Consider the following 21,366-nt stretch of genomic DNA (forward strand, 5'->3'; position numbering starts at 1 on the left):
CCATGAAGGCCGGATATATCCGGCGTGGAGGTATCACTCGCTACGGCAGGGCCGGTTCCACCGGTCTGTGTGGTAGCGGCGCCTCGAAAGAGGTGTCGCCGCCGGCCGCCCCACGCGGGTTTGCGAGCTCACTGCCCATCAATGCATATTTCGCTTCGTCGTCAATAATGGTCTTTGCCCGGTGTTTCTTGGTGGGTTTCTCCGCCGCCTGCGTCCGCGCGTTTTTCTTTCCTCTTCCCGGGGCTGAGTCCCCTGGGTCGTCCTGTGCGGTTGATCGGCGACAAGGAGTGATTGCTTTGCGCTGTGCGATGTCCACCGCTCTGGGGCTCTCGCCGTCGGTGTCGCGCTTATCGGGGCCGTTCCCGGCTCCGCTTTCGCCGGGGCGGGAACCTTCGGCTACGAGAGCCTGGGCCGGGACGCATGTCCTGAGCAACCCGCATGACTTCAGGTGCTACCCCGTCGGCCACGCCAAGGGGGACGCCGTCAACGGGACGAACCGTTTCGCGTTGCTGTACGCGAGCCCCTGCTGAGAGGGCGGCCCCGTGGGCGGGCGAGTCCCTGGAGTCCGCCGAGTTCGGCAGCGTGCGGTTCGTTCCCGCCCGCTGACGGTTCGAGGGTGGCACCGGCGGGCCCGTCACGACGTGTGGCGACAGGCCCGCCGCCGAGGGGGATCCCAGGAACGGGGATTCCACCCTGGCCGGTGTGTTCTTCGCCGGCGTCCGGGTGGCATCGGCCCGATGACCGCTCGTGGTTTCGGTCGTGCCAACCGGCTCGTCTCTCCCGCCGTCGATGGGGCGGGCGAGGTTCAGCCGGGCGACGAACGCTTACTCGTTCGGCATGTAACCGATCTGGGCGGAAGAGGCCCGGTCATTCATCCGGCCAAGGGATGAGAGCTTGTTGAACCGGTAGGTGTAGGAGCCGCCGAAGTACGTGTGCTCGTAGAGCAGGCCTCGGCAGCCCTCAAAGGTTTGGATCGAGGAGATGATGTCGTTCCAGCCATACGCCAGTTCCGCGTACTTGTAGACGTTGTAGTTTCCGTAGCACCCCTGCTTGCTGGCGAACATCATGCTGGAGCCCTGGTAGTTCTCGTGCTCCCACGCGGTGGCGACACGGACCGGGTACTCGTCCGCCAGCACGCCCGCCTGCTTGCCGGCCTGGCCGGCGGCGGCGATGCGGCGGTCAAGGGCGGCGCGGTCGGCGCTGGTCATGATGGAGGGGTCGGGGGCGTCGGCGACCCTCCCTCCGGTGACGTCGGAGACGGCCTCGGTGTAGGTGCGGTAGCAGTTCATGTTGACGGGGCGCTTACCGGTGCTCGGGCGGATCACGCAGTGCTGCTCGCCTCGTGCGGTCTGTCCGGCGCCGCTGGAGGAGGCGGAAGGAGACTCGGAGGGGGACGGCGTGGCGCTCGCGGCGGGCGCGAGGGCCATGCCGAAGGCCGCGACCGTGGAGACCACGGCGGCGGACAGGACGAGGGAACGCATGGGTCGATCACCTTTCGAAACAGCGATGAGACGGCGCGGGGGCACGTTGCCTCCGCGGCGTTCACAGGCTTCCATCGGAGTGATTTGAAGATCAACAACTGGGGATCGACGCTGTAATGAACGGGATAAGGATCTTTCATGACGAGGACAAACTGGTCATGTGGCGTGACGGCCGCCCTTTTCTCTCGGTTTCGGTCGGGTGACAGAGCGTCAAAAATCCCACCCAAAAGGGTGCAGATGCCCGCCCGGCGGACATGCTCTCAGCGGTCCTCCCGAGCTCCTTCGAGGTCGGTACCGGGGAGGCGCGTACTTCTCCGGAGAGCTTTGTAGGCTGCCTCCATGGCTCACCTTCTCTCCGTCAACGCCGGGCGCGGCCGTCCGGCGGACTACACCGACGCCGCCCTCACCGGGATCGACAAGCGCCCCGTGGCGGGGCCGGTGGCCGTGGCCGCGCCGGGCGGGCCGACGGGCACGGCCGGAAGCGGCGTCGCCGGGGACGTGATCGGCGACCTGCGCGACCACGGCGGCGACGACCAGGCGGTCTACGCCTATGCCAGGGAGGACCTCGACCTCTGGCAGGCGGAGCTCGGGCGTGAGCTGTCCAACGGTGTCTTCGGGGAGAACCTCACCACCTCGGGCCTGGACGTCAACGGGGCACTGATCGGCGAACGCTGGCGGATCGGGGCCGATCTGGTGTTGGAGGTCACCTCCGCGCGCATTCCCTGCCGGACCTTCGCGGGCTGGCTCGCGGAGAGGGGATGGGTACGGCGGTTCACCCAGGTCGCCAGGCCCGGCGCCTACCTCAGGGTCATCGAACCGGGGCGGATCGAGGCGGGAGACCGGGTCGAGGTCGTCCTGCGTCCCGAGCACGACGTGACGGTCGAGGTCCTCTTCCGCGCCCTGACCACCCAGGCGGAGCTGCTGCCCCGCACGCTCGCCGCGGGTGAGGCGCTCAACGTGCTGTCCGCCGAGCGGATCCGCAGGCGGCTCGAACGGATGAACGGCGTGCCCTCCTGATCGTGGGTCGCCGGCTCGGGCCCGACAATGCCGTTATGAGCTCATCCCCACACGACCATCCCCTGCCACCCGCCCGGATCGAGGAGGTCTCGGACGGCGTCTACGCCTATGTTCAGCCCGACGGGAGCTGGTGGGTCAACAACACCGGTTTCCTGGTCGGTGAGCGCGGGGTGATCAGCGTGGACTCCTGCTCGACCGAACGCCGCACGCTGGCCTACCGCGAGGCGATCAGGTCGGTCACCGCGAACCCGATCACGACGCTGGTCAACACCCACCACCACGGCGACCACACCTTCGGCAACTTCGCCTTCCCCGAGGCGACGATCGTCGGCCACGAACGGACCAGGGAGGCGATCCTCGCCGAGGGCATCCCCGCCTACCGCACGATCGCCTGGACCGAGGTCGACTGGGGCGACCTGCGGGCCTGCCCGCCGTTCCTCACCTACACCGACGGCGTGACCGTGTACTCGGACGAGCTGCGCTGCGAGGTCCGGCACATCGGCGTGCCCGCGCACACGACCAACGACTCCATCGTATGGATCCCGGAGCGGTCGCTGCTGTTCGCGGGAGACCTGGTCTTCAACGGCGGCACGCCGTTCGTGCTGATGGGGTCGGTCCTGGGGTCGCTCGAAGCCCTCGACCGGATCGAGGAGCTGGGCGCCACGACCATCGTCCCCGGGCACGGCGACGTCTGCGGCCCCGAGGTCATCGGACGGGTGCGGGGATACCTGCGGTTCGTGATGGACACCGCCGAGCGCGGCAGGGCGGCCGGCCTCTCGCCGCTGGAGACCGCCAGGGAGACCGACCTCGGCGAGTACGGCGCGCTGCTCGACCCCGAGCGGATCGTCGGCAACCTGCACCGGGCCTACGCCGACCTGGACGGAGCCGCCCTCGGCGGACCGGTCGACCTGACCACCGTGATCACCGACATGCTGGCGTTCAACGGCGGCAGGCCGCTGACCTGCCTGGCCTGACCCCGGCCTGGCCGCATCGCCGTACGTGGCGGCACTTGCTCGGTGGGCTGATTAGAACCGTCCAGCCGGGACAGGGAGGAGGCAACAGCAGGAGCGACTGATCGGACGGTGCCGATGGGCCAGCAAGTCGACAAGGACCGCTTCACCGAGGCGGAGTTCGCCCGCTTCGGGAAACGGCTGGAGGAGCAGCTCGACCAGCTTCGGGAGCTGCTCGCCAGGCCGGGCTTCGGTGCGGGACCGGCGACGATCGGGGCCGAGCTTGAGCTTTTCCTCGTCACCCCGGAGGGCAGGCCGCTTCCCCGCAACCACGAGGTGCGCGAGGCGGCGGACGACGAGCGGCTCGTGCCCGAGCTGGGCAGGTTCAACCTGGAGGTCAACCTGACGCCGCTGCCGATCGCCGGGCGCCCGTTCACGGGGCTGGTACGCGAGCTGCAGGAGACCATGGCCATGGCGGACGCGGCGGCGGCGACGCAGGGCGGCCGGGTCGTGGCGATCGGAATCCTGCCCTCGCTCAGCGAGTTCGACTTCACCCACGAGGCGCTCAGCGACGAGAGCCGCTACCGGGCGCTGAGCCGGGGGATGCGGCGGCTGCGCGCCGAACCGTTCCGGGTGAGCATCGAGGGGGCCGAGCAGCTTGAGCTCGAAGTCGAGGGGGTGATCCTGGAGAGCGCGAACACCTCCTGGCAGGTGCACTTCCGCACGCCTCCCGGTGACTTCGCCCGCGTCTACAACGCCTCCCAGCTGGCCATCGGGCCGGTCCTGGCGGTGAGCGGCAACTCGCCGGGCTTCCTGGGCAGGAGGTTGTGGGAGGAGACCAGGATCGCGCTGTTCGAGGAGGCCGCCGACGACCGTGACGTGGAGCGGCGCGACCGCAGGGACAGGCGGGTGGCCTTCGGCTCCGGGTGGGTGACCGGGGCAGGGGAGATCTTCGAGGCGTGCGTCCGCGACTACGAGCCGGTACTGCCGATGACCTGGAAGGAGAGCCAGGAGCAGGAGGTGCCGGAACTGGCCGAGCTGCGGCTGCACCAGGGCACGGTGTGGCAGTGGAACAGGCCCGTCTACGACCCGGCGGACGGCGGTCACCTGCGGGTGGAGATGCGTTCGCTGCCCGCGGGGCCGACGCCGCTGGACATGGCGGCCAACAGCGCGTTCCTGCTCGGACTCACCGCCGCCCTGGCGGTCGAGCCGGTCGAGGAGTTCCCCTTCTCCGCCGCCTACCGCAACTTCTACCGGGCCGCGATCCACGGCCTGGACGCGCCACTGGCCTGGCCGGGCAGGCCGGGGGAGATCCCGGCGGCGCGGCTGGCGCTCGACCTGCTCCCCGCGGCCGCCGCCGGGCTCGAACGGGTCGGCGTGCTGCCCGAGGAGGCCGAGTGGACGTTGAACATCATCCGGGAGCGGGTCGGGCGGCGCCGTACCGGGTCGGTCTGGCAGCGGGAGGCGCTGGGTGACCTCGCCGGGGACCCGGCGGCACGGGCCAGGATGGTGGCCCGCTACCGGGAGCTGGCGCTGACCGGCGCGCCCGTGCACACCTGGCCGGAATGATCCTCCAGATTTGATCACAAAAGGGGCCTGAGACCGGCATACTCGTGAACTCCGCATCTCGACCGCCTGCCAGGACGGCCGTCGGAGAAGGAGAATCCCCTTATGAGCGCGATGACGGCCACGGCGGTTGAACCGTTCGAGCTGAGACGTGACGACGGCGACCTGGCGGCCGGGGCCGGGGCACTGGGGAGATGGCTCAAGCGGGTCCCTCTGGAGACCGTGCTGACCAAGGCGAACCGGGTGGCGATCAGGAAGGGAGCGGCCGGGACCAGGGCGTTCGGTACGATGAACCCCAAACCGGTCGACTGGTACTGCTTCGACGCCGCGGACAACGAGGTCACCGACTGGTACCCCCAGGGCCTGACCTGTTCCTCCGACGCGGGCCTGGCCAGGAACGCCTTCGTGGTGAGCTGGTACTTCAAACCCCAGTCCGCGCCGGAACGGGGCATCCGGCTGTCCTTCCTCGACCCGGCCACGCTGCGCTACCGGCACGTCCTGCTCGTGGTGGCCGACACCGCGGGCGGCATCTCCCCGATCAACATCCACGCCGGAGGCGTCGCCTGGTACGGCGACCTGCTGTACGTCGCCGACACCGAGCGGGGCATGCGGGTGTTCGACACCCGGCAGATCTTCGAGGTGAACGGCGACGGCACGACCACGATCGGCAGGAGGGGCGGGGTGTACACCGCCTTCGGCTACCGCTACGTGATGCCGCAGACCGGAGCCTGGAGCCGTACGGGCGAGGCCAGGTTCTCCTTCGCGGCCGTGGACCGGAGCACCACCCCCGGCACGCTGGTCTCCGGAGAGTACGTGGAGACCCGGCAGGAGGCAGGCAGGGTCGCCCGCTGGGCCTTCGACCAGGACGGCTCCCTGCGGGCCGACGACGCCGGGGTCGCCAGGGCCGTGGACGCCTACCTCCTGCCCGAGCCGAAGATCCAGGGCGCGCTCTCCTGCAACGGGACCTGGTACCTCAGCCAGGGCGCGGGCTCCACCAGGAACGGCGCCCTGCTCGTGGCGGGGGAGACGGTGGCCAGGCGGCCCTACCCGAGCGGTCCCGAGGACCTCACCTGCGTCCGGGACAGGAACACGCTGTGGAGCGTCACCGAGTTCGCGGGACGCCGCGCGGTCTTCGGCGTCCCCCTGTAGATCGGCCCCCGCGGCGGGGCTCAGTGCAGGGAGCCGCCGACCAGGCGCAGGTCGTCACCCACGGAGACGGCGGCGGTCACGATGGCGGTCAGCGCCGTCGCCGCCGTCGCCGAGGGCATCGAGGGCGCAGTGGGCACGCCGCGGCCCAGGGCCTGCTCCGGGGTGAACGGCAGGTGCACGAACCCGCCGCGCATCCTGGGCCGCTCGGTGGCGATCAGGTGCATCAGGCCGTAGAAGAGGTGGTTGCAGACGAACGTCCCGGCGCTCTGCGAGACGCTCGCGGGCACCGAGGCCGCCCTGGCCGCCGCGACGCACGCCTTGACCGGCAGCGTGGCGAAGTAGGCGGCGGGACCGCCGCGCACCACGGGCTCGTCGATCGGCTGCCGTCCCGCGTTGTCCGGGATGCGGGCGTCGTCGAGGTTGACGGCCACCCGTTCGACCGTCACGTCCGGTCTGCCCCCGGCCTGGCCGACGCAGACGACCACCGACGGGTCGTGCTCGGCCACCGCCGCCCGCAACCGCTCCAGCGACTCGCCGAACACGCACGGCAACCGTACGGCCCGCACCCCCTGGACGAGGCCGACCGCCTCCCAGGACGGATTGACCGAGGAGCCGTCGAACGGCTCGAAGCCGGTCAGCAGGACGGTCATCGTCGCTTCGAGGGCAGGGCGCAGGCGGGGGTGCCGCCCGGCAGGCGATGGCGGTTGGCCGCCACGAGCCGGTAACCCCAGTGGGCCACCCAGCGCAGCGGCGGGACCCGCAGCGCGTGCCCGGCCAGGCTCCACGGCCTCCCGGCGGCCAGGAACAGCCGGGCGACGGCCTGCGCGCCGCCGTACAGACGGCCGTCCTCGGCCCACAGGACCTCGTGTTCCGCGCGTTCCCGCGTGGTGCCGAACTCGGCGAGGTCCGCGAACTGCCAGGGGACCGGGCGCGCGCGCAGACCGATCCTGCGTTCGGCGAACCCGATGCAGGTGGCGCAGAAACCGCAGTCGCCGTCATACAACAGCACTGGTTGTCCCGTCATGGGAAAAAGGTACCCATCCGGCGGGAGGGGATACCGATTCAGGGTCAACGGGAGAGGGGGCCGTCGAGGTAACGGAACGCCTCATGGGCGGAGCGGAGACTGTCCCGCAGGGCACGCCGCAACTGCTCGGCGTCCTCGCTGAGGTTGCCGATCTCCGGGGCGAGGAACCGGGCGGCGCCCGTCTCGGCGACCAGTTGCTCGTACTCGGGAAGCTGCGCGCGCAGCACCTCGATCTGCCCCTGGGAGACGAGGGCGTGGTCGGCCTGCGTCACGTGGGCGGCGTACCGTTCGAGCGCCTCGACCCGCGCGACGACGGCCGCCTCGCTGGCCGCGAGGGCCCGCTCCATCGGCGCCATGGCGGCGGCGACCTCGGGGGTCCTGCCGCCCCTGGCCATGTGACGGTGCCTGGCCCGCAGCTCCGACAGCTTGGTCAGCAGCCGGGCGATCTGCCACTCCTCCGCCGGGAGCATCACCGCGTTGCGCACGCTGTCGAGCATGCCCATGACGTTGACCCGGGAGCGCAGGATGTGGTCGATCGCCCGCTGCGCCCGGCCGAGCAGTTCCCTGGCGCCGTAGTCGAAGTCCTCAAGGATCAGGTAGCCCCCCCGGTAGTGCCGGGCGTGCCGGTACAGGACGCGCTCGACCGAGTCGGCGGGGGCGGGCTTCGTCGCCAGGTAGATGACACCCAGGACGGTCAGGCAGATGACGGCGGCGGTGATGGAGAAGGCCAGCGGGACCCCGACGAGCAGCGTGCCGCCCAGCCCCGCCAGCATCGTGGCACCGAAGGTGGCCACGATCACCGCCGGGACGCGTGCGGCGCCGTCCGGTTCGGGATTCCAGCCGGATCTGAACCGGGAGAGCAGGCGTCCGTTCCGGCGCATGAGGCTGGCGACTTCGGCCGGGACCTCCGGATCGACCACCACGCGATGCACAGGCTCGCCCCTTCCACCACGGCTGACGAACGTGGCAATCAACCGTTTTTTGCATTATGTGTCCCTCTATGGTGCCTCCTCAGCGGTAAGAACCGCGTGTGAAACGTGACGTTGAGTTTTCGATCAACGTGCGGGGACCTCCATGACCACCGCAGACTCCCGCCGCCGGCTGCTCAGACGACCCCGGGCACCTGCCCTCGGGTTCCAGGTTCCGGGTCGTCGCCCGCCTCGCCGTACCCGGCCGCGTGAACGACCGTGAGTCTGCGCACATGGGAAACGAAAAACCCCGGACCCTTGGCGGGCCGGGGTTTCGTTGTCGTGGTGGACGATACAGGGATTGAACCTGTGACCTCTTCCGTGTCAGGGAAGCGCTCTCCCGCTGAGCTAATCGTCCTCGGGAAACATCAGAGCGGAAGACGGGATTCGAACCCGCGACCCTCACCTTGGCAAGGTGATGCTCTACCACTGAGCCACTTCCGCACAACCGCCTCGGGTCGCCCCTCGGCCGCACTCGCGCTACCTTATCGGATGCCGGAGCCCCCGACGTCGGTGCACTGAGGTGGAGACGGGATTTGAACCCGTGTACACGGCTTTGCAGGCCGTTGCCTCGCCTCTCGGCCACTCCACCAGTCAGGCCCTCGCGGACCTGCCGGAGCGGAAGACGGGATTCGAACCCGCGACCCTCACCTTGGCAAGGTGATGCTCTACCACTGAGCCACTTCCGCGTGTCGCCCGGAACGATGTCCGGTGCACGGGAAAACTCTAGCGCCTCCGGCGGGCGGATGCGCGCAACCGAGGCGGTGTGCGGAAGATCGTCATGGTGAGATCACCTGGACGTCGGAGGCGCGGACGAACATCACCCGGTGGCCGAACTGGATCTGCCGGTAGCGCGCGTCCCCCGTGACGACCCGGTGCCGAACCGCGGCCGTGGCGGAGGAGCGCAGGTAGGAGCCCCTCGTCGTCAGCCCCAGACTGTAGAACTGCCCGGCGGGCAGGGAGTACTGCAACGGGACGAGGCGCTGCGCGGACACACCCCTGGGATAGGCGGAGCGCTCGGGATAGGCCCTGCCGTACAGCCTGACGGAGGAGCGGCCGGGTTTCGGGGTCACCAGGCCTCCCGAGGCGGGCATCGAGGCCGGTTCGCCGGCGGGGTCGTGGAACCAGGCCTTCTGGCCCAGATACCAGATGGCCGTCCAGTCGCCCTCGCGGCCCGCCAGGGCGTAGCGCTGACCGGTGGAGGCGCGGGCCGCGTGGTCGTAGACGTTGTAGGTCGAGTCGCCGCCGGGGTGCCTGCCGACGTCCCTGACCAGCGGCGCCTCATCGGAGGGGGCGCTGTACAGCCAGACCGAGGCCGCGCTCGCGGGCATGCACTCCCCGGAGGGGAGACAGCCGGTGAAGTAGGGCTGGTTGAGGACGTAGTCGGGCTTGATCATCACCGAGCGCGCGTCCTGGTCCCCGGAGGCGGTCAGCGGGTGGCCGAGCAGTTCGAAGTAGTGGGCCCAGTCCCAGTAGGGGCCGGGGTCCTGGTGCATGCCGCGGACGGTCTCCGGGGTGGTGCCCGGCACGTTGTCGTGGCCGAGGATGTGCGCCCGGTCGAGAGGGATGCCGTAACGCTCGGCGAGATGGGCCACCAGCCTGGCCGACGCCTGGTACATCGCCTCGGTGAACCAGGCGCCCTTGGCGAGGTAGCCCTCGTGCTCGATGCCGATCGAGCGGGAGTTGAAGTACCAGTTGCCCGCGTGCCAGCCGATGTCGTCGGGCCTCAGGTGCTGGGCGATGTGCCCGTCGCCGGAGCGCACGGTGTAGTGCCAGCTCAGGTAGTCGGGGTTCCTGACGAGCCTGGTCATCGCGTCGTAGGAGGTCTCCCCGTCGTGGATGACGATGTAGTCGACCTGGCGACGGCCGTCGTAGCGGTCGTGGTTGCCGTGCCCGCCGTTCCTCGTGCGCCGATAGGCGGCGGGAACCCACTCGCAGGAGACCTCCGGGGGGCAGTCGGGCGTCACGGTGCCGGACGCGCGGCGCAGCCCGGGTGTCCCCGTCCCGGCCGGTCCCAGGCCGGGCGCGGGCGGCAGGACGATCCGCTCGCCGCTGTCGGTCACGCGGGAGACCCCGGCGCGCATCGTCGCGTAGACCGCGTCGGCGAAGGCCCGCCCGGCCCCGGTCTCACCGGGTCCCGCGTACCGCGCGACCGCGGCGTACCAACCGGCCGCTCCGGCGTCCGGCCTTCCTCCGGAGCGCCGCTGGTGGTCGGCGAGCAGCGCCGCCCCGGCCCGGATGTTGGCGGCCGGGTCCGCGCGCAGCACACCGGGGTCGATCCCGGTCAGCTCGGCGGCCCGGCGCAGGGTGTCCTCGGGCGGCGCGGGCGCCACGTCCCGGGTCCCGACCCGGTACGGCCTGCTCTCGTCGCCCCGGGGGTCGCCCTCGGCGTCCCGGTGGACGCCGCTCCCTGTGGAGGCCCGGGTGACGGCCCGGCCGTCGACCAGGTGCATGGGGCCGTAGCCGCCCGCGACGCTGGGCAGCCGGCCGTTGACGTCCCAGCGGGACTCCAGGTAGGACACGGCCAGCAGCACGTTCTCCGGCACGCCGTACTCTCCGGCCGCCCGGGTGAAGGCCTCCCGCAGGCTCGCGGGGGCGGCAGGGGACGCGGAGCCGTACGGCGGGGGCTGCCAGGCGGGTGCCGGAGCCGCCACTGAGAGGGCGGCGACGATCGATATCCCCGGCAGACGGCGCATGAGGTTCCCTTCCGGCGTGATCACTACCCAGAGTTATGGGTGGTCGCGGACCGTCTTATGGCCGGGCGGAGGGAGATCCACGGCAATCTTTCCTGCCCGGAATCGGGCAGAAAACTTGGTAAACGCCAACATGGCTGCGTATGGTCCTCCTCTGTGTCGACGGCATGGCATCCCCACGAGGACCTCATCGCCCACCTGACCCGGACGAGCGCGCTCGGTCCGGGAGAGGCCGCGAGGGTGGTGGCGGACGTGCTGGCCTACTTCTCCGAGCCCACCGAGGAGTTCGTCCGGCGGCGTCACGCCGAGCTCAAGTCCAGGGGGCTGGTCAACGACGCGATCTTTCCCAGGATCGCCGCCGAGCTGAGCTCCCGCCGTGTCGCCGCACCGGAACTGTCCCTGCGCCAGTTGCGCCGGATCGTCTACGGGTAAGGAGCGGTCAGATGTGCGGAATCGTGGCCTACGTGGGGCCGAAGGACGCGGCCCCCATCCTGCTTGAGGGCCTGCAGCGCCTTGAGTACCGCGGTTACGACTCGGCCGGCGTGGTGGTCTCCAACAGAGGCCTGAAGATGCGCAAGGTCAAGGGCAGGGTCGCCGACCTGGCGGCCGTAATGCCCGCCAGGTTCAAGGGAACCCTGGGCATCGGGCACACCCGCTGGGCGACCCACGGCGCGCCCAGCGACGTCAACGCCCACCCGCACCTGTCCGCCGACGAGCGCGTCGCCGTCGTGCACAACGGCATCATCGAGAACGCCGACGAGCTGCGGGCCAAGCTGGAGGCCGACGGCGCGGTCTTCCTGTCGGAGACCGACACCGAGGTGCTCGCCCACCTGATCGCCCGCACCGTCGAGGACACCGACTCGCTGGCGGAGGCGGTCCGCGCCGCGCTCAAGCGGGTCGTCGGCACCTACGGCGTCGCGGTGGTCGACGCCCGGCGCCCCGGCGAGGTGGTCGTGGCGCGCAACGGCAGCCCGATCGTGCTGGGCATCGGCGAGAAGGAGATGTTCGCCGCCTCGGACGTGGCCGCGCTGGTCCGCTACACCCGCCAGGTGGTGCACCTGGAGGACGGCGAGCTCGCGGTGCTGAAGGCCGACGGCTTCAACACCTTCTCCAGCGACGCGCGGGAGACGGCCAAGGAGCCGCTGACGGTCGACTGGGAGGCCGGGCACTACGACACCGGCGGCTATGAGCACTACCTGCTCAAGGAGATCTCCGAGCAGCCGGAGACGGTCGCCAGGACGTTGCGCGGGCGCCTCGACGACCGCTTCCACATCGCCCATCTGGGCGGGCTCAACATGGACGCGCGGGAGAGCCGCTCCTTCCGCCGGGTGAAGATCATCGGGTGCGGCTCGGCCTACTACTCGGGCCAGATCGGCGCCCAGCTCATCGAGGAGCTGGCGCGCATCCCGTCGGACGCCGAGCCCGCCAGCGAGTTCCGCTACCGCAGCCCGGTCGTCGAGCCGGACACCCTCTACGTGGCGATCAGCCAGTCGGGGGAGACCTACGACACCCTGGCCGCCGTCCAGGAGCTCAAGCGCAAGGGCGGCCGGGTGCTCGGCATCGTCAACACCGTCGGCAGCGCCATCGCCAGGGAGGTCGACGGTGGTCTCTACCTGCACGCGGGCCCCGAGGTCTCGGTGGCGAGCACCAAGGCCTTCACCTCGACCGCGGTCGCCTTCGCGCTGCTCGCCCTGCACCTGGGAAGGGTGCGCGACCTGTCGCCCGCCGACGGCCGGCGCATCGTGGAGGGCCTTCGCGCGCTGCCCGGCCAGATCGGGGAGATCCTCGCCCTCGAACCCCGGATCAAGGAGCTGGCCGGCAAGTACGCCGACTCGCCGAGCATGATGTTCGTCGGCAGGGTCAGGGGATACCCGGTGGCCAGGGAGGGCGCGCAGAAGCTCAAGGAGGTCTCCTACGTGCACGCCGAGGCCTACCCGGCCAGCGAGCTCAAGCACGGGCCGCTGGCGCTGATCGGCCCGGAGATGCCGACCGTGGCGGTCGTCCCCGACGACGAGCTGCTGGACAAGAACCTCACCACGCTGGGGGAGATCCGCGCGCGCGGCGGGCGGGTGCTCATGGTCGGGCACCGCGAGGCCGATCCCCGGCTGGCCGACGACTGCCTGGTGGTGCCCAGGAACGAGATCGAGCTCGACCCGATCCTGCTGTCGATCCCGCTGCAGCTGTTCGCCTACCACGCGGCCGTCGCGCTCGGCCGCGACGTGGACAAGCCGCGCAACCTCGCCAAGAGCGTCACCGTGGAGTGAGCGCCTGATGCCCCAATTGCGGTGCAGAGAGTGACATATCTGCAACGTAGGGTATCGAGAGATCTGGGGGATCTCGGCGGAAGGGACGCTTATGCACCGTAGGCGATTCCTCGCGCTCGCGCTGGGGGTCATGGTCGCCGGGGGCTGCGGTGACATGGGCGGCCCCGGTGCGGGGTGGGCGCGCAGGCTGACCATCGTCGCGCCGGTCGTCCGCGGGCGGCGCTGGGACCAGGCCGCCCACGCGCTGGCCGCGATCCTGACCGGCGAGAGGATGGCCGGTGCGGTCGAGGTGAGCGGCGCGGGCGCCCAGGGGATGGCCGCCCTGACCGCGTTCGCCGCCGTCGGGGGCCCCTTCGCGCGCGAGGGCCGGGTGTTCCTGGCGGGCGTGCCGATGCTGGCGGGCGGCGAGACCGCCGACGCGGACTCCGTGCTGGCGGCCTCGACCCCGCTGGCCAGGCTGGCCGGAGACTGGTCCGTCCTGGCCGTCTCCCCGAACTCCCTGCTGCGGACCTTCGAGGACTTCGTCGCGGCGCTGCGCCGCGACCCGGCGCGGCTGGTGGTCGGGGGAGGGGCCGAGGGCGGCTCCGACCACGTGCTCTACGGCATGATCGGCAAGTGCCTCGGCGTCGACGTCAGGCTGATGGAGTACGCCGGCTACCCGACCGAGTCCGAGGCCGTCGAGGCGCTGCACGAGGGGCGGGTGGCCGCGCTCCTCGGCTCGGCCGGCTCCCTCCTGCCGAAGATCGCCACGGGCCGGCTGATGCCGCTCGCGGTCTCCTCGGGGGAGCGGATCGACGGCATCGACGCGCCGACGCTGATGGAGCGGGAGGTGCGCCTGGAGTACGCCGACTGGTGCGGGGTGCTCGGTCCCCGGGCCATGAGCCCCGGCGACCGGGACGGGGCGGTCGCCCTGTGCGACCGGATCGACGCCTCGCCCCGATGGCAGGCCGTGTGCGCGGCCAACGGCTGGCACCGGGCGTACCTGAGCGGTGACGACTTCCGCCGGTGGCTGGTCACGGAGACCCGCCGTACCCGCGCGGTGCTCAACGAGCTCGGGTTGCTGAGCATCCCCGACACAAACTGTTGGGGTGGTTGCGTCAGGCGGCACTAGATGTAGGATCCTGGTCGTCGCTGGTTCGCCCACGAGGGCGAGGCAACAGGGAACCCGGTGAGAGACCGGGACTGCCCCGCAGCGGTGAACGGGAACGAAAGCCGTCAACTGAGCACTGGGTGAACCACGCCCGGGAAGCGACGGCCGGTAGGAGCGCGCGTCACGCCCGTGAGTCCGAAGACCTGCCCGCGGTGTGTGGAGAGGGGACCGACCAGGTCCCCGCTCGGCACGAGAGTTGTCCAGGGCTTCGAGGGAGAGCCGCGGGACGAGGCGGTCCGGCGTGCCCGGGAGCCGCCCGTTGACGCGCGCCCTGCTCCGTGAGCCGTACGGGGATTACCTGCACGAGGGGTGGCACGTGACACAGACCTTGGCCGAGAAGGCGGAGAAGACCGGGCACTCGCCGGACGATCGCAGGCGGGCGATCGAGGAGGCCGCGGCCCGGGTGATCACCGACCCGGAGAACTCCAGAGCCGCCGCCAGGCTGCTGACAGGCCTGATCGCCGAGGAGGCCGCCGAGCACGGCGTCACGACATTCTCCGAGTCGATCGCCGCGACCCACGGCGCGGGGCTCCTGCAGGACGGGCTGGCCGCCTTCGTCGCCGCCAACGCCGCCGCCCTCGACGCGCTGGTCGACCCGGCCGCCGACGACAGGTTCGAGTACTTCGGGCTGCGCACCGTCTACGACCGCTACCTGCTGCGCCACCCGAGCACCCGCAAGGTCCTCGAACGCCCCCAGCACTTCCTGCTGCGCGTGGCCTGCGGTCTGTCGGAGACGGTCGAGGAGGCCGCCGAACTGTACGGGCTCATGGCCACTCTGTCCTACCTGCCCAGTTCGCCCACCCTGTTCAACTCCGGTTCCCGCAGGCCCCAGCTGTCCTCCTGCTTCCTGCTCGACTCCCCGAGGGACGAGCTAGAGGCCATCTACCAGCGCTACGGCCAGGTCGCCCGCCTGTCGAAGTACGCCGGGGGCATCGGCATCGCCTGGACCCGGGTCCGCTCGCGCGGCTCGCTGATCCGCGGCACCAACGGCCACTCGAACGGCATCGTGCCGTGGCTGCGCACCCTCGACTCCAGCGTCGCCGCCGTCAACCAGGGCGGCCGTCGCAAGGGCGCGGCCTGCGTCTACCTGGAGCCCTGGCACGCCGACATCGAGGAGTTCCTCGAACTGCGCGACAACACCGGCGAGGAGGCGCGCCGTACGCACAATCTGAACCTCGCCAACTGGATCCCCGACGAGTTCATGCGGCGGGTCGAGGCCGACGAGATGTGGTCGCTGTTCGACCCCAAGGAGGTCCCGCACCTCACCGACCTGTACGGCGAGGCGTTCGAGGAGGCCTACCGCAGGGCGGAGGCCGAGGGCGGGTTCGTCAGGCAGGTCCCGGCCCGTGCCCTGTACGGCCGCATGATGCGCACGCTGGCCCAGACCGGCAACGGCTGGATGACCTTCAAGGACGCCTCGAACCGGACCTCGAACCAGACGGCCCGTCCGGGCAACGTCATCCACCTGTCGAACCTGTGCACCGAGATCCTGGAGGTCACCAGCGACGCGGAGACCGCCGTCTGCAACCTCGGCTCGATCAACCTGGCGGCCCACCTCACCGCGGACGGTGTGGACTGGGAGCGGCTGCGCCGTACGGCTCGCACCGCGGTCAGGTTCCTGGACAGGACCATCGACCTGGGCTTCTACCCGACGCCCGAGGCCCGCGCGGCCAACGAGCGCTGGCGGCCCGTCGGGCTGGGCGTGATGGGGCTGGCCGACGTCTTCTTCGCGCTGCGGCTGCCGTTCGACTCGCCGCGGGCGCTTGAGCTGTCGACCCGGATCGCCGAGGAGATCGCGCTGGCCGCCTACGCCACCTCCAGCGACCTGGCCGCCGAGCGGGGGCGCCACCCCTCCTACGGGGACACCCGCGCCGCCGACGGCGTGCTGCACCCCGACCACTACGGGGCCGCCCGTTCGGCGGAGTGGACGGCGCTCAGGGAGCGGATCGCCGTGACCGGCCTGCGCAACTCGCTGATGATCGCGATCGCCCCCACGGCCACCATCGCCTCCATCGCGGGCTGCTACGAGTGCATCGAGCCCCAGGTGTCGAACGTCTTCAAGCGCGAGACCCTCTCCGGGGAGTTCCTCCAGGTCAACCGCTATCTGGTCGCCGACCTCACGGCCCGGGGCCTGTGGACCCCGCAGATCAGGGACGCGATCAAGCGGGCGGACGGCTCGATCCAGGACGTCCCGGGCATCCCCGACGACCTCAGGACGCTCTACCGGACCGCGTGGGAGCTGCCGCAGAAGGCGCTGATCGACCTGGCCGCGGCGCGCGCGCCGTACATCGACCAGTCGCAGTCGCTCAACCTGTTCATGGCGACCCCGACCATCGGCAAGCTCTCCTCGATGTACGCCTACGCCTGGCGCTCGGGCCTGAAGACCACCTACTACCTGCGCTCCCGTCCGGCCACCCGCATCGCGCAGACCACCGTGTCGGCCACTGTGCCGGCCGCTGTGTCAGCGACTGTGCCGGCCACCGCGGCACAGTCGCTCCCCGAGCAGGACGTGATCGCCTGCTCGCTGGAGAACCCCGAGTACTGCGACGCCTGCCAGTAGGCCCCGTGACCCAAGCCGAAAGGTCATTCTCCGAATGCTGCTCGACCCCGGTATGAACCTCACCCTGCGCCCCATGCGCTACCCGGACTTCTACGAACGCTACCGGGCGGCCATCCGCAACACCTGGACCGTCGAGGAGGTGGACCTCAACTCCGACGTGGCGGACCTGGCCAGAATGACGCCGGAGGAGCGCCACCTGATCAACCGTCTCGTCGCGTTCTTCGCGACCGGTGACTCGATCGTGGCCAACAACCTGGTGCTCAACCTCTACCAGCACGTCAACGCCCCCGAGGCGCGCCTGTACCTCAGCAGGCAGCTCTACGAGGAGGCGGTGCACGTCCAGTTCTACCTGACGCTGCTCGACACCTACCTGCCCGACCACGAGGAGCGGGCCAGGGCCTTCGCCGCGATCGAGCACATCCCCTCGATCAGGGACAAGGCCGAGTTCTGCTTCCGGTGGATCGACTCGCTCGGCGGGCTGACCAGCCTGCGGACGCGGGACGACCGGCGGGCGTTCCTGCTCAACCTGATCTGCTTCGCCGCGTGCATCGAGGGCCTGTTCTTCTACGGGGCCTTCGCCTACGTCTACTGGTTCCGCTCGCGGGGCCTGCTCGGCGGCCTGGCCACCGGGACCAACTGGGTCTTCCGCGACGAGTCCATGCACATGGAGTTCGCCTTCTCCGTGGTGGACACCGTACGGGCCGAGGAACCCGGCCTGTTCGACGACGAGCTCGGCGCCCAGGTCACCCGGATGCTGGAGGAGGCGGTCGCGGCGGAGCTGGCCTTCGCCGAGGACCTGTGCGGCGAGGGCCGGTCCGGCATGGACCCCGGCCAGATGCGGCAGTACCTCGAATACGTGGCCGACCAGCGGCTGACCCGGCTCGGGCTGCCCGTCCGGTACGGCACCGCCAACCCCTTCGCGTTCATGGAGCTGCAGGACGTCCAGGAGCTCGCGAACTTCTTCGAGCGGAGAGTTTCGGCCTATCAGATAGCAGTTGAGGGAACTGTCGCTTTTGACGAGGCCTTCTGAATAGGCCGCGCGTCCCGGGGCATCCACCCGGCAAGCGACCGTCAGGGGGGAAGAGCGTCCGTGTCCAGATGGATCATCCTGATCGCCTCGATGCTGGCCGCCGTCGCCTGCGTGGAGATGGTACGGCGGGCACTGCGCTGGAGGCTGATCGGCGAGCGGTGGGTCCTGGCCGGGCCGCTCGTGCGCCGCTGCACCTGGCCCGCCTTCGCCCTGGCGGTCGTGGCGACCGCCAACACGCTCTACCTTCCCGGCATGGCCAAGGGGACGGTCGACGAAGCGATCGAGCGGACGATCACCCTTTTCATGATCGGATGCGTCACCTGGCTGGCCATCCAGGCCGCCTACGCGGTCACCGACGTGGTCCTCGACCGCCTGGTCAGCGTCGAGGGGGAGCGTAACCGGCGGGCCAGGAGGATCCGCACCCAGATCTCCCTGGTCCGCCGGGTCGCCTCAGCGGTGGTCGTCCTGCTGGCGCTGGGCGCCATGCTGTTCACCTTCCCGCAGGTACGCGCGCTCGGCGCCGGACTGCTCGCCTCGGCGGGCATCGCGGGCGTCGTCGTCGGCATCGCCGCCCAGTCGATGCTGGGCAACCTGCTGGCCGGCCTGCAACTGGTCTTCAGCGACGCGCTCAGACTCGACGACGTGGTGGTCGTGCAGGGGGAGTGGGGGCGGATCGAGGAGCTCAGCCTCACCTACGTGGTGCTGCGCCTGTGGGACGAACGCAGGCTGGTGCTCCCGGTCTCCTACTTCACCACCAACCCGTTCGAGAACTGGACCAGGCACACCAGCCGGGTGATCGGCGCGGTGATGCTCAGGATCGACTGGACCGTCCCCGTCGAGGAACTGCGTGTCGAGCTCTACCGGGCCCTGCGCGAGCACCCGCTGTGGGACCAGAAGGACTGGACCCTCCAGGTCACCGACACCCTGCCGAACGGGCTGCTCGAAGTGCGGGCGCTGATGAGCGCCGCCGACTCGCCGAGCGCCTTCGACCTCAAGTGCGACATGCGCGAGCACCTGGTGAGATACGTCAGGGAGAAGTACCCGGAGGCGCTGCCCAGACTCCGGGTGGACATGGCCTGACCCCGGCGCGCTCAGGACGGCCCGCTCAGGACGACGGGCCTGGACGCAGCACCCGGGCCGTGCCCGCGATCAGGGCGGTGGCCAGGATCCATCCCGAGGCGATCAGCGTCCAGGCCAGCCACCGCGTCCAGCCGGTCGGGTCCCACGCCCCCCGCTGCTCGAAGACGCTCACCGGGGCCAGCAGGTCCAGCGTGTAGACGAACGGCTGGAAGACCCTGATCTCCTCCGGGTCGATCTGCGTCGGGGGGACCGCGGCGAAGACCCCGGTGCCCGCGGCCAGCAGCACCGCGACCCACAGCCCGGCGAGCCAGGGGCGGTAGCCGTACCCGACGACGAGGTCGAGCAGCCTGCCCCAGATCCGGCCCGCGGGCCTGAGCGTACGGCGGCGCCGCCGCTGCTTGGCCAGCAGCACCCGCCGGGCGTCCTGCTCGTGGCCGATCCGGCGGAACCACGCCGCCAGCTGCTCGTACGGCTGCGGACGGTAGCCGTAGGAGTCCTTGTCCACCCAGACCAGGCGGTCGTTGACGCTCCAGGCCGAGCCGCGCAGCGCCTCGTAGACGAGCCCGTTGAGATACACCGCGCCCGGATAGTCCGCCGGGGCGTCGAGCAGCACGCCGATACGGGAGTAGGCGAGGTTGACCTCGCCCTCGATGGAGTCGGGCCGCAGGATCAGCTCGTCCATCTGGGCGTGACTCAGGTGCAGCACCCGGCCGGGAGCCCGCAGCGTCGCCCCGTCGAAGGACAGGACGCCGTTGACGCGCGAGTTGCGCATCCTGATCGTGCCGGTCGCCTGGAAACCACGGCTCAGCTCGGCGGCCCCCGCCTCCATGAAGTCGGCCTGGATCGCGTAGGGGCCCGTCGCGGTGATGACCGACCGCTGCAGGTAGATGCCACCCCGGAACTTCGCGCCGATGATCCGCAGGCCGCCGTTGACCCGCATGTCCCGCATGAACGCCCCGCCCTCGACGGTCATGCCGCCCGCCCACAGCGCCCACTGCCCGTGGCGGTGACCCCGCTCCCTGAGCTCCTCCTCCGACATCCTCCTGCGCACGTCCCGGACCGCGTTGTCGGACGCCTCGGCGGTCTCCTCGGCGCTCACCCGTAGCCCCGCGAACCGGACCTGTCCCTTGACCTGGGCGTTGTCCAGCCGGATACCGCCGTGGACGGTCGAGCCGTCGAAGTCGAGCATGGCGTTGACCGTGCACCCGGCCGCCCTGATCCGCGCTATCTCGCACCCGCGCAGCCGTACGCCGACGGCGATCGTGTCGGTCATGGAGACGCCCCCGGGCAGGTAGCAGTTGACCATGTGCAGCTTGCCGGTCAGCGTGGCGTCGGCGAGGTCGAGCACACCGGTGACGTGGGCGCCCGCCAGCCGCAGCCCGGCGCTCCTGCCCGGCTCCGGCGGCCGCGCGCCCCGCAGCAGCGCCGCGACGACCTCCGCCCTGACCGTCCGCTCCGGTCCCCATCCGGGGCCGTTGGCCGGGTCGTCGGCCTGGTCGTCCCCGCTGCGCAGATCGACCCAGGAACCCGAGGGGTAGGCGTCCCAGATGCGGCGCTCGGCGGAGTTCATCCTCGGGAAGGGGGGCTTCAGCCGCATCCGGCCTCTCAGGTTCGGGGGTGCCTCGGCGCTGTGTGAAATGTCCAGGAAGAATCTATCTCGTGGAGATCTTTAATGGTTTCGAATTGTCCGTCGACGGCGATGTCGCGACCCTGCGGATCAACCGTCCCGCCAAGCGCAACGCGATGACCGCGGCGATGTGGCGGGCGCTGCCCACGATCCTGGCCTCGCCGGCCGCCGATCCGGCCGTGCGCGTCCTCGTCCTCACCGGCGCGGGCGGCACCTTCTGCTCGGGGGCGGACATCTCCGAGATCGCCGGGCTGGCCGAGGCGGGCGACGACACCGGCCTGACCGTCGTCGCCGAGGAGGCCCTGGCGGGCTTCCCCAAACCGACGATCGCGATGATCGAGGGCTTCTGTGTGGGCGGGGGCTGCCAGCTCGCCATGGCCTGTGACCTGCGCCTGGCCGCCGACGACGCCCGTTTCGGGATCACCCCGGCCAGGCTCGGCGTCGTCTACCCGCTGAGCGCGACCCGCCGCCTGGTCGGCCTCGTCGGTCCCTCGGCCGCCAAGCTCCTGCTCTACTCGGCCGACCTCGTCGACGCCGCGACCGCGCTGCGCACCGGCCTGGTCGACGAGGTCCACCCGCCCCGCGAACTCGGGGAACGCGTGTACGGCCTGGCACGTACCTTCGCGGGACGCTCCCAGCTCACCCTGGCCGCCACGAAGGAGATCATCGGCGACATCGTCGAGGGAGGCGACGCCGAGACACGCGTACGCGACTGGCAGCGGCGCTCCGGCGCGGAACGGGCCGAGGGGGTCGCCGCCTTCCTGGAGGGAAGGCCCGCCCGCTTTCCGTGGCGCCGGTGACCCCCGC

17 protein-coding genes, 4 tRNA genes and 1 riboswitch are annotated in these 21,366 nt (G+C 70.6%); of the genes, 11 read left to right on the plus strand and 10 right to left on the minus strand.

All coding sequences use genetic code 11. The features are described 5' to 3' along the window. Positions 1-824: 824 nt before the first annotated feature. A complete protein-coding gene (locus ACFOYY_RS31270) occupies positions 825-1,481 on the minus strand; it encodes a hypothetical protein (RefSeq protein ID WP_352011597.1) in 657 nt (218 codons plus the stop codon). 339 nt (positions 1,482-1,820) lie between these two features. Here ACFOYY_RS31270 and ACFOYY_RS31275 point away from each other — a divergent pair, with 339 nt between their 5' ends. From ACFOYY_RS31275 to ACFOYY_RS31290, 4 genes are all read left to right on the plus strand, one after another. Then, a complete protein-coding gene (locus ACFOYY_RS31275) occupies positions 1,821-2,498 on the plus strand; it encodes an MOSC domain-containing protein (RefSeq protein ID WP_362775763.1) in 678 nt (225 codons plus the stop codon). Positions 2,499-2,533: 35 nt separating this feature from the next. Then, the gene (locus tag ACFOYY_RS31280; protein WP_362911468.1) at positions 2,534-3,472 is read left to right on the plus strand and encodes an MBL fold metallo-hydrolase; all 939 of its coding nucleotides are present in this window, start codon (positions 2,534-2,536) and stop codon (positions 3,470-3,472) included. Between the two features lie 114 nt (positions 3,473-3,586). Then, a complete protein-coding gene (locus ACFOYY_RS31285; RefSeq protein ID WP_352011600.1) occupies positions 3,587-5,017 on the plus strand; it encodes a glutamate--cysteine ligase in 1,431 nt (476 codons plus the stop codon). Between the two features lie 102 nt (positions 5,018-5,119). Further along, positions 5,120-6,163 carry a hypothetical protein gene (locus ACFOYY_RS31290; protein WP_362775769.1) on the plus strand — a complete coding sequence of 348 codons (1,044 nt, stop codon included), beginning with the start codon at positions 5,120-5,122 and terminating at the stop codon, positions 6,161-6,163. Between the two features lie 20 nt (positions 6,164-6,183). On the opposite strand, the gene pcp is transcribed toward ACFOYY_RS31290, so the two are convergent. From pcp to ACFOYY_RS31330, 8 genes are all read right to left on the minus strand, one after another. Continuing rightward, complete coding sequence (gene pcp, locus ACFOYY_RS31295; RefSeq protein ID WP_386194655.1) at positions 6,184-6,813, minus strand: pyroglutamyl-peptidase I; 630 nt, start codon at positions 6,811-6,813, stop codon at positions 6,184-6,186. Next, positions 6,810-7,187: a thiol-disulfide oxidoreductase DCC family protein gene (locus ACFOYY_RS31300; protein ID WP_362775771.1), complete on the minus strand. Its 378-nt coding sequence runs from the start codon at positions 7,185-7,187 to the stop codon at positions 6,810-6,812. Before ACFOYY_RS31300 ends, pcp begins: the two co-directional genes overlap by 4 nt. 44 nt (positions 7,188-7,231) lie before the next feature. Next, the gene (locus ACFOYY_RS31305) at positions 7,232-8,119 is read right to left on the minus strand and encodes a hypothetical protein (protein ID WP_352011604.1); all 888 of its coding nucleotides are present in this window, start codon (positions 8,117-8,119) and stop codon (positions 7,232-7,234) included. Positions 8,120-8,438: 319 nt separating this feature from the next. Next, positions 8,439-8,513, minus strand: a tRNA-Val gene (locus ACFOYY_RS31310). Between the two features lie 14 nt (positions 8,514-8,527). Beyond that, positions 8,528-8,599 (minus strand) — tRNA-Gly (locus tag ACFOYY_RS31315). Between the two features lie 77 nt (positions 8,600-8,676). Continuing rightward, positions 8,677-8,747 (minus strand) — tRNA-Cys (locus tag ACFOYY_RS31320). A gap of 25 nt (positions 8,748-8,772) precedes the next feature. Next, a tRNA-Gly gene (locus ACFOYY_RS31325) sits at positions 8,773-8,844 on the minus strand. A 90-nt stretch (positions 8,845-8,934) separates the two neighbouring features. Beyond that, complete coding sequence (locus tag ACFOYY_RS31330) at positions 8,935-10,851, minus strand: N-acetylmuramoyl-L-alanine amidase (RefSeq protein ID WP_352011605.1); 1,917 nt, start codon at positions 10,849-10,851, stop codon at positions 8,935-8,937. Between the two features lie 153 nt (positions 10,852-11,004). Between ACFOYY_RS31330 and ACFOYY_RS31335 the strand changes: the two genes are divergently transcribed. The 6 genes from ACFOYY_RS31335 (at position 11,005) to ACFOYY_RS31360 (ending at position 18,932) form a co-directional block, all read left to right on the plus strand. Next, positions 11,005-11,280, plus strand: a complete 276-nt coding sequence (locus tag ACFOYY_RS31335; protein ID WP_352011606.1) for a hypothetical protein — start codon at positions 11,005-11,007, stop codon at positions 11,278-11,280. 11 nt (positions 11,281-11,291) lie between these two features. Further along, on the plus strand, positions 11,292-13,112 hold the full coding sequence (gene glmS, locus ACFOYY_RS31340) for a glutamine--fructose-6-phosphate transaminase (isomerizing) (RefSeq protein WP_386194661.1): 1,821 nt from the start codon (positions 11,292-11,294) through the stop codon (positions 13,110-13,112). A gap of 91 nt (positions 13,113-13,203) precedes the next feature. Further along, positions 13,204-14,223 (plus strand): Bug family tripartite tricarboxylate transporter substrate binding protein, encoded by a 1,020-nt coding sequence (locus ACFOYY_RS31345; protein WP_362911463.1) that lies wholly within the window; start codon positions 13,204-13,206, stop codon positions 14,221-14,223. 4 nt (positions 14,224-14,227) lie between these two features. Continuing rightward, positions 14,228-14,427: riboswitch (cobalamin riboswitch) on the plus strand. A gap of 151 nt (positions 14,428-14,578) precedes the next feature. Continuing rightward, positions 14,579-16,822, plus strand: coding sequence for a ribonucleoside-diphosphate reductase subunit alpha (locus tag ACFOYY_RS31350; RefSeq protein WP_386194663.1), 2,244 nt, complete (start codon positions 14,579-14,581; stop codon positions 16,820-16,822). A 34-nt stretch (positions 16,823-16,856) separates the two neighbouring features. Next, a complete protein-coding gene (locus ACFOYY_RS31355; RefSeq protein WP_352011610.1) occupies positions 16,857-17,852 on the plus strand; it encodes a ribonucleotide-diphosphate reductase subunit beta in 996 nt (331 codons plus the stop codon). A gap of 60 nt (positions 17,853-17,912) precedes the next feature. Beyond that, on the plus strand, positions 17,913-18,932 hold the full coding sequence (locus tag ACFOYY_RS31360; protein ID WP_352011611.1) for a mechanosensitive ion channel family protein: 1,020 nt from the start codon (positions 17,913-17,915) through the stop codon (positions 18,930-18,932). 25 nt (positions 18,933-18,957) lie between these two features. On the opposite strand, the gene ACFOYY_RS31365 is transcribed toward ACFOYY_RS31360, so the two are convergent. Next, positions 18,958-20,529 (minus strand): hypothetical protein, encoded by a 1,572-nt coding sequence (locus ACFOYY_RS31365; protein ID WP_386194666.1) that lies wholly within the window; start codon positions 20,527-20,529, stop codon positions 18,958-18,960. A 62-nt stretch (positions 20,530-20,591) separates the two neighbouring features. Between ACFOYY_RS31365 and ACFOYY_RS31370 the strand changes: the two genes are divergently transcribed. Beyond that, entirely contained in the window at positions 20,592-21,359 is a 768-nt protein-coding gene (locus ACFOYY_RS31370; RefSeq protein ID WP_352011613.1) for an enoyl-CoA hydratase/isomerase family protein, read from the plus strand. Positions 21,360-21,366 lie beyond the last annotated feature (7 nt).

It is taken from the genome of Streptosporangium jomthongense (genome assembly GCF_042650425.1).
Classification (GTDB): Bacteria; Actinomycetota; Actinomycetes; order Streptosporangiales; family Streptosporangiaceae; genus Streptosporangium.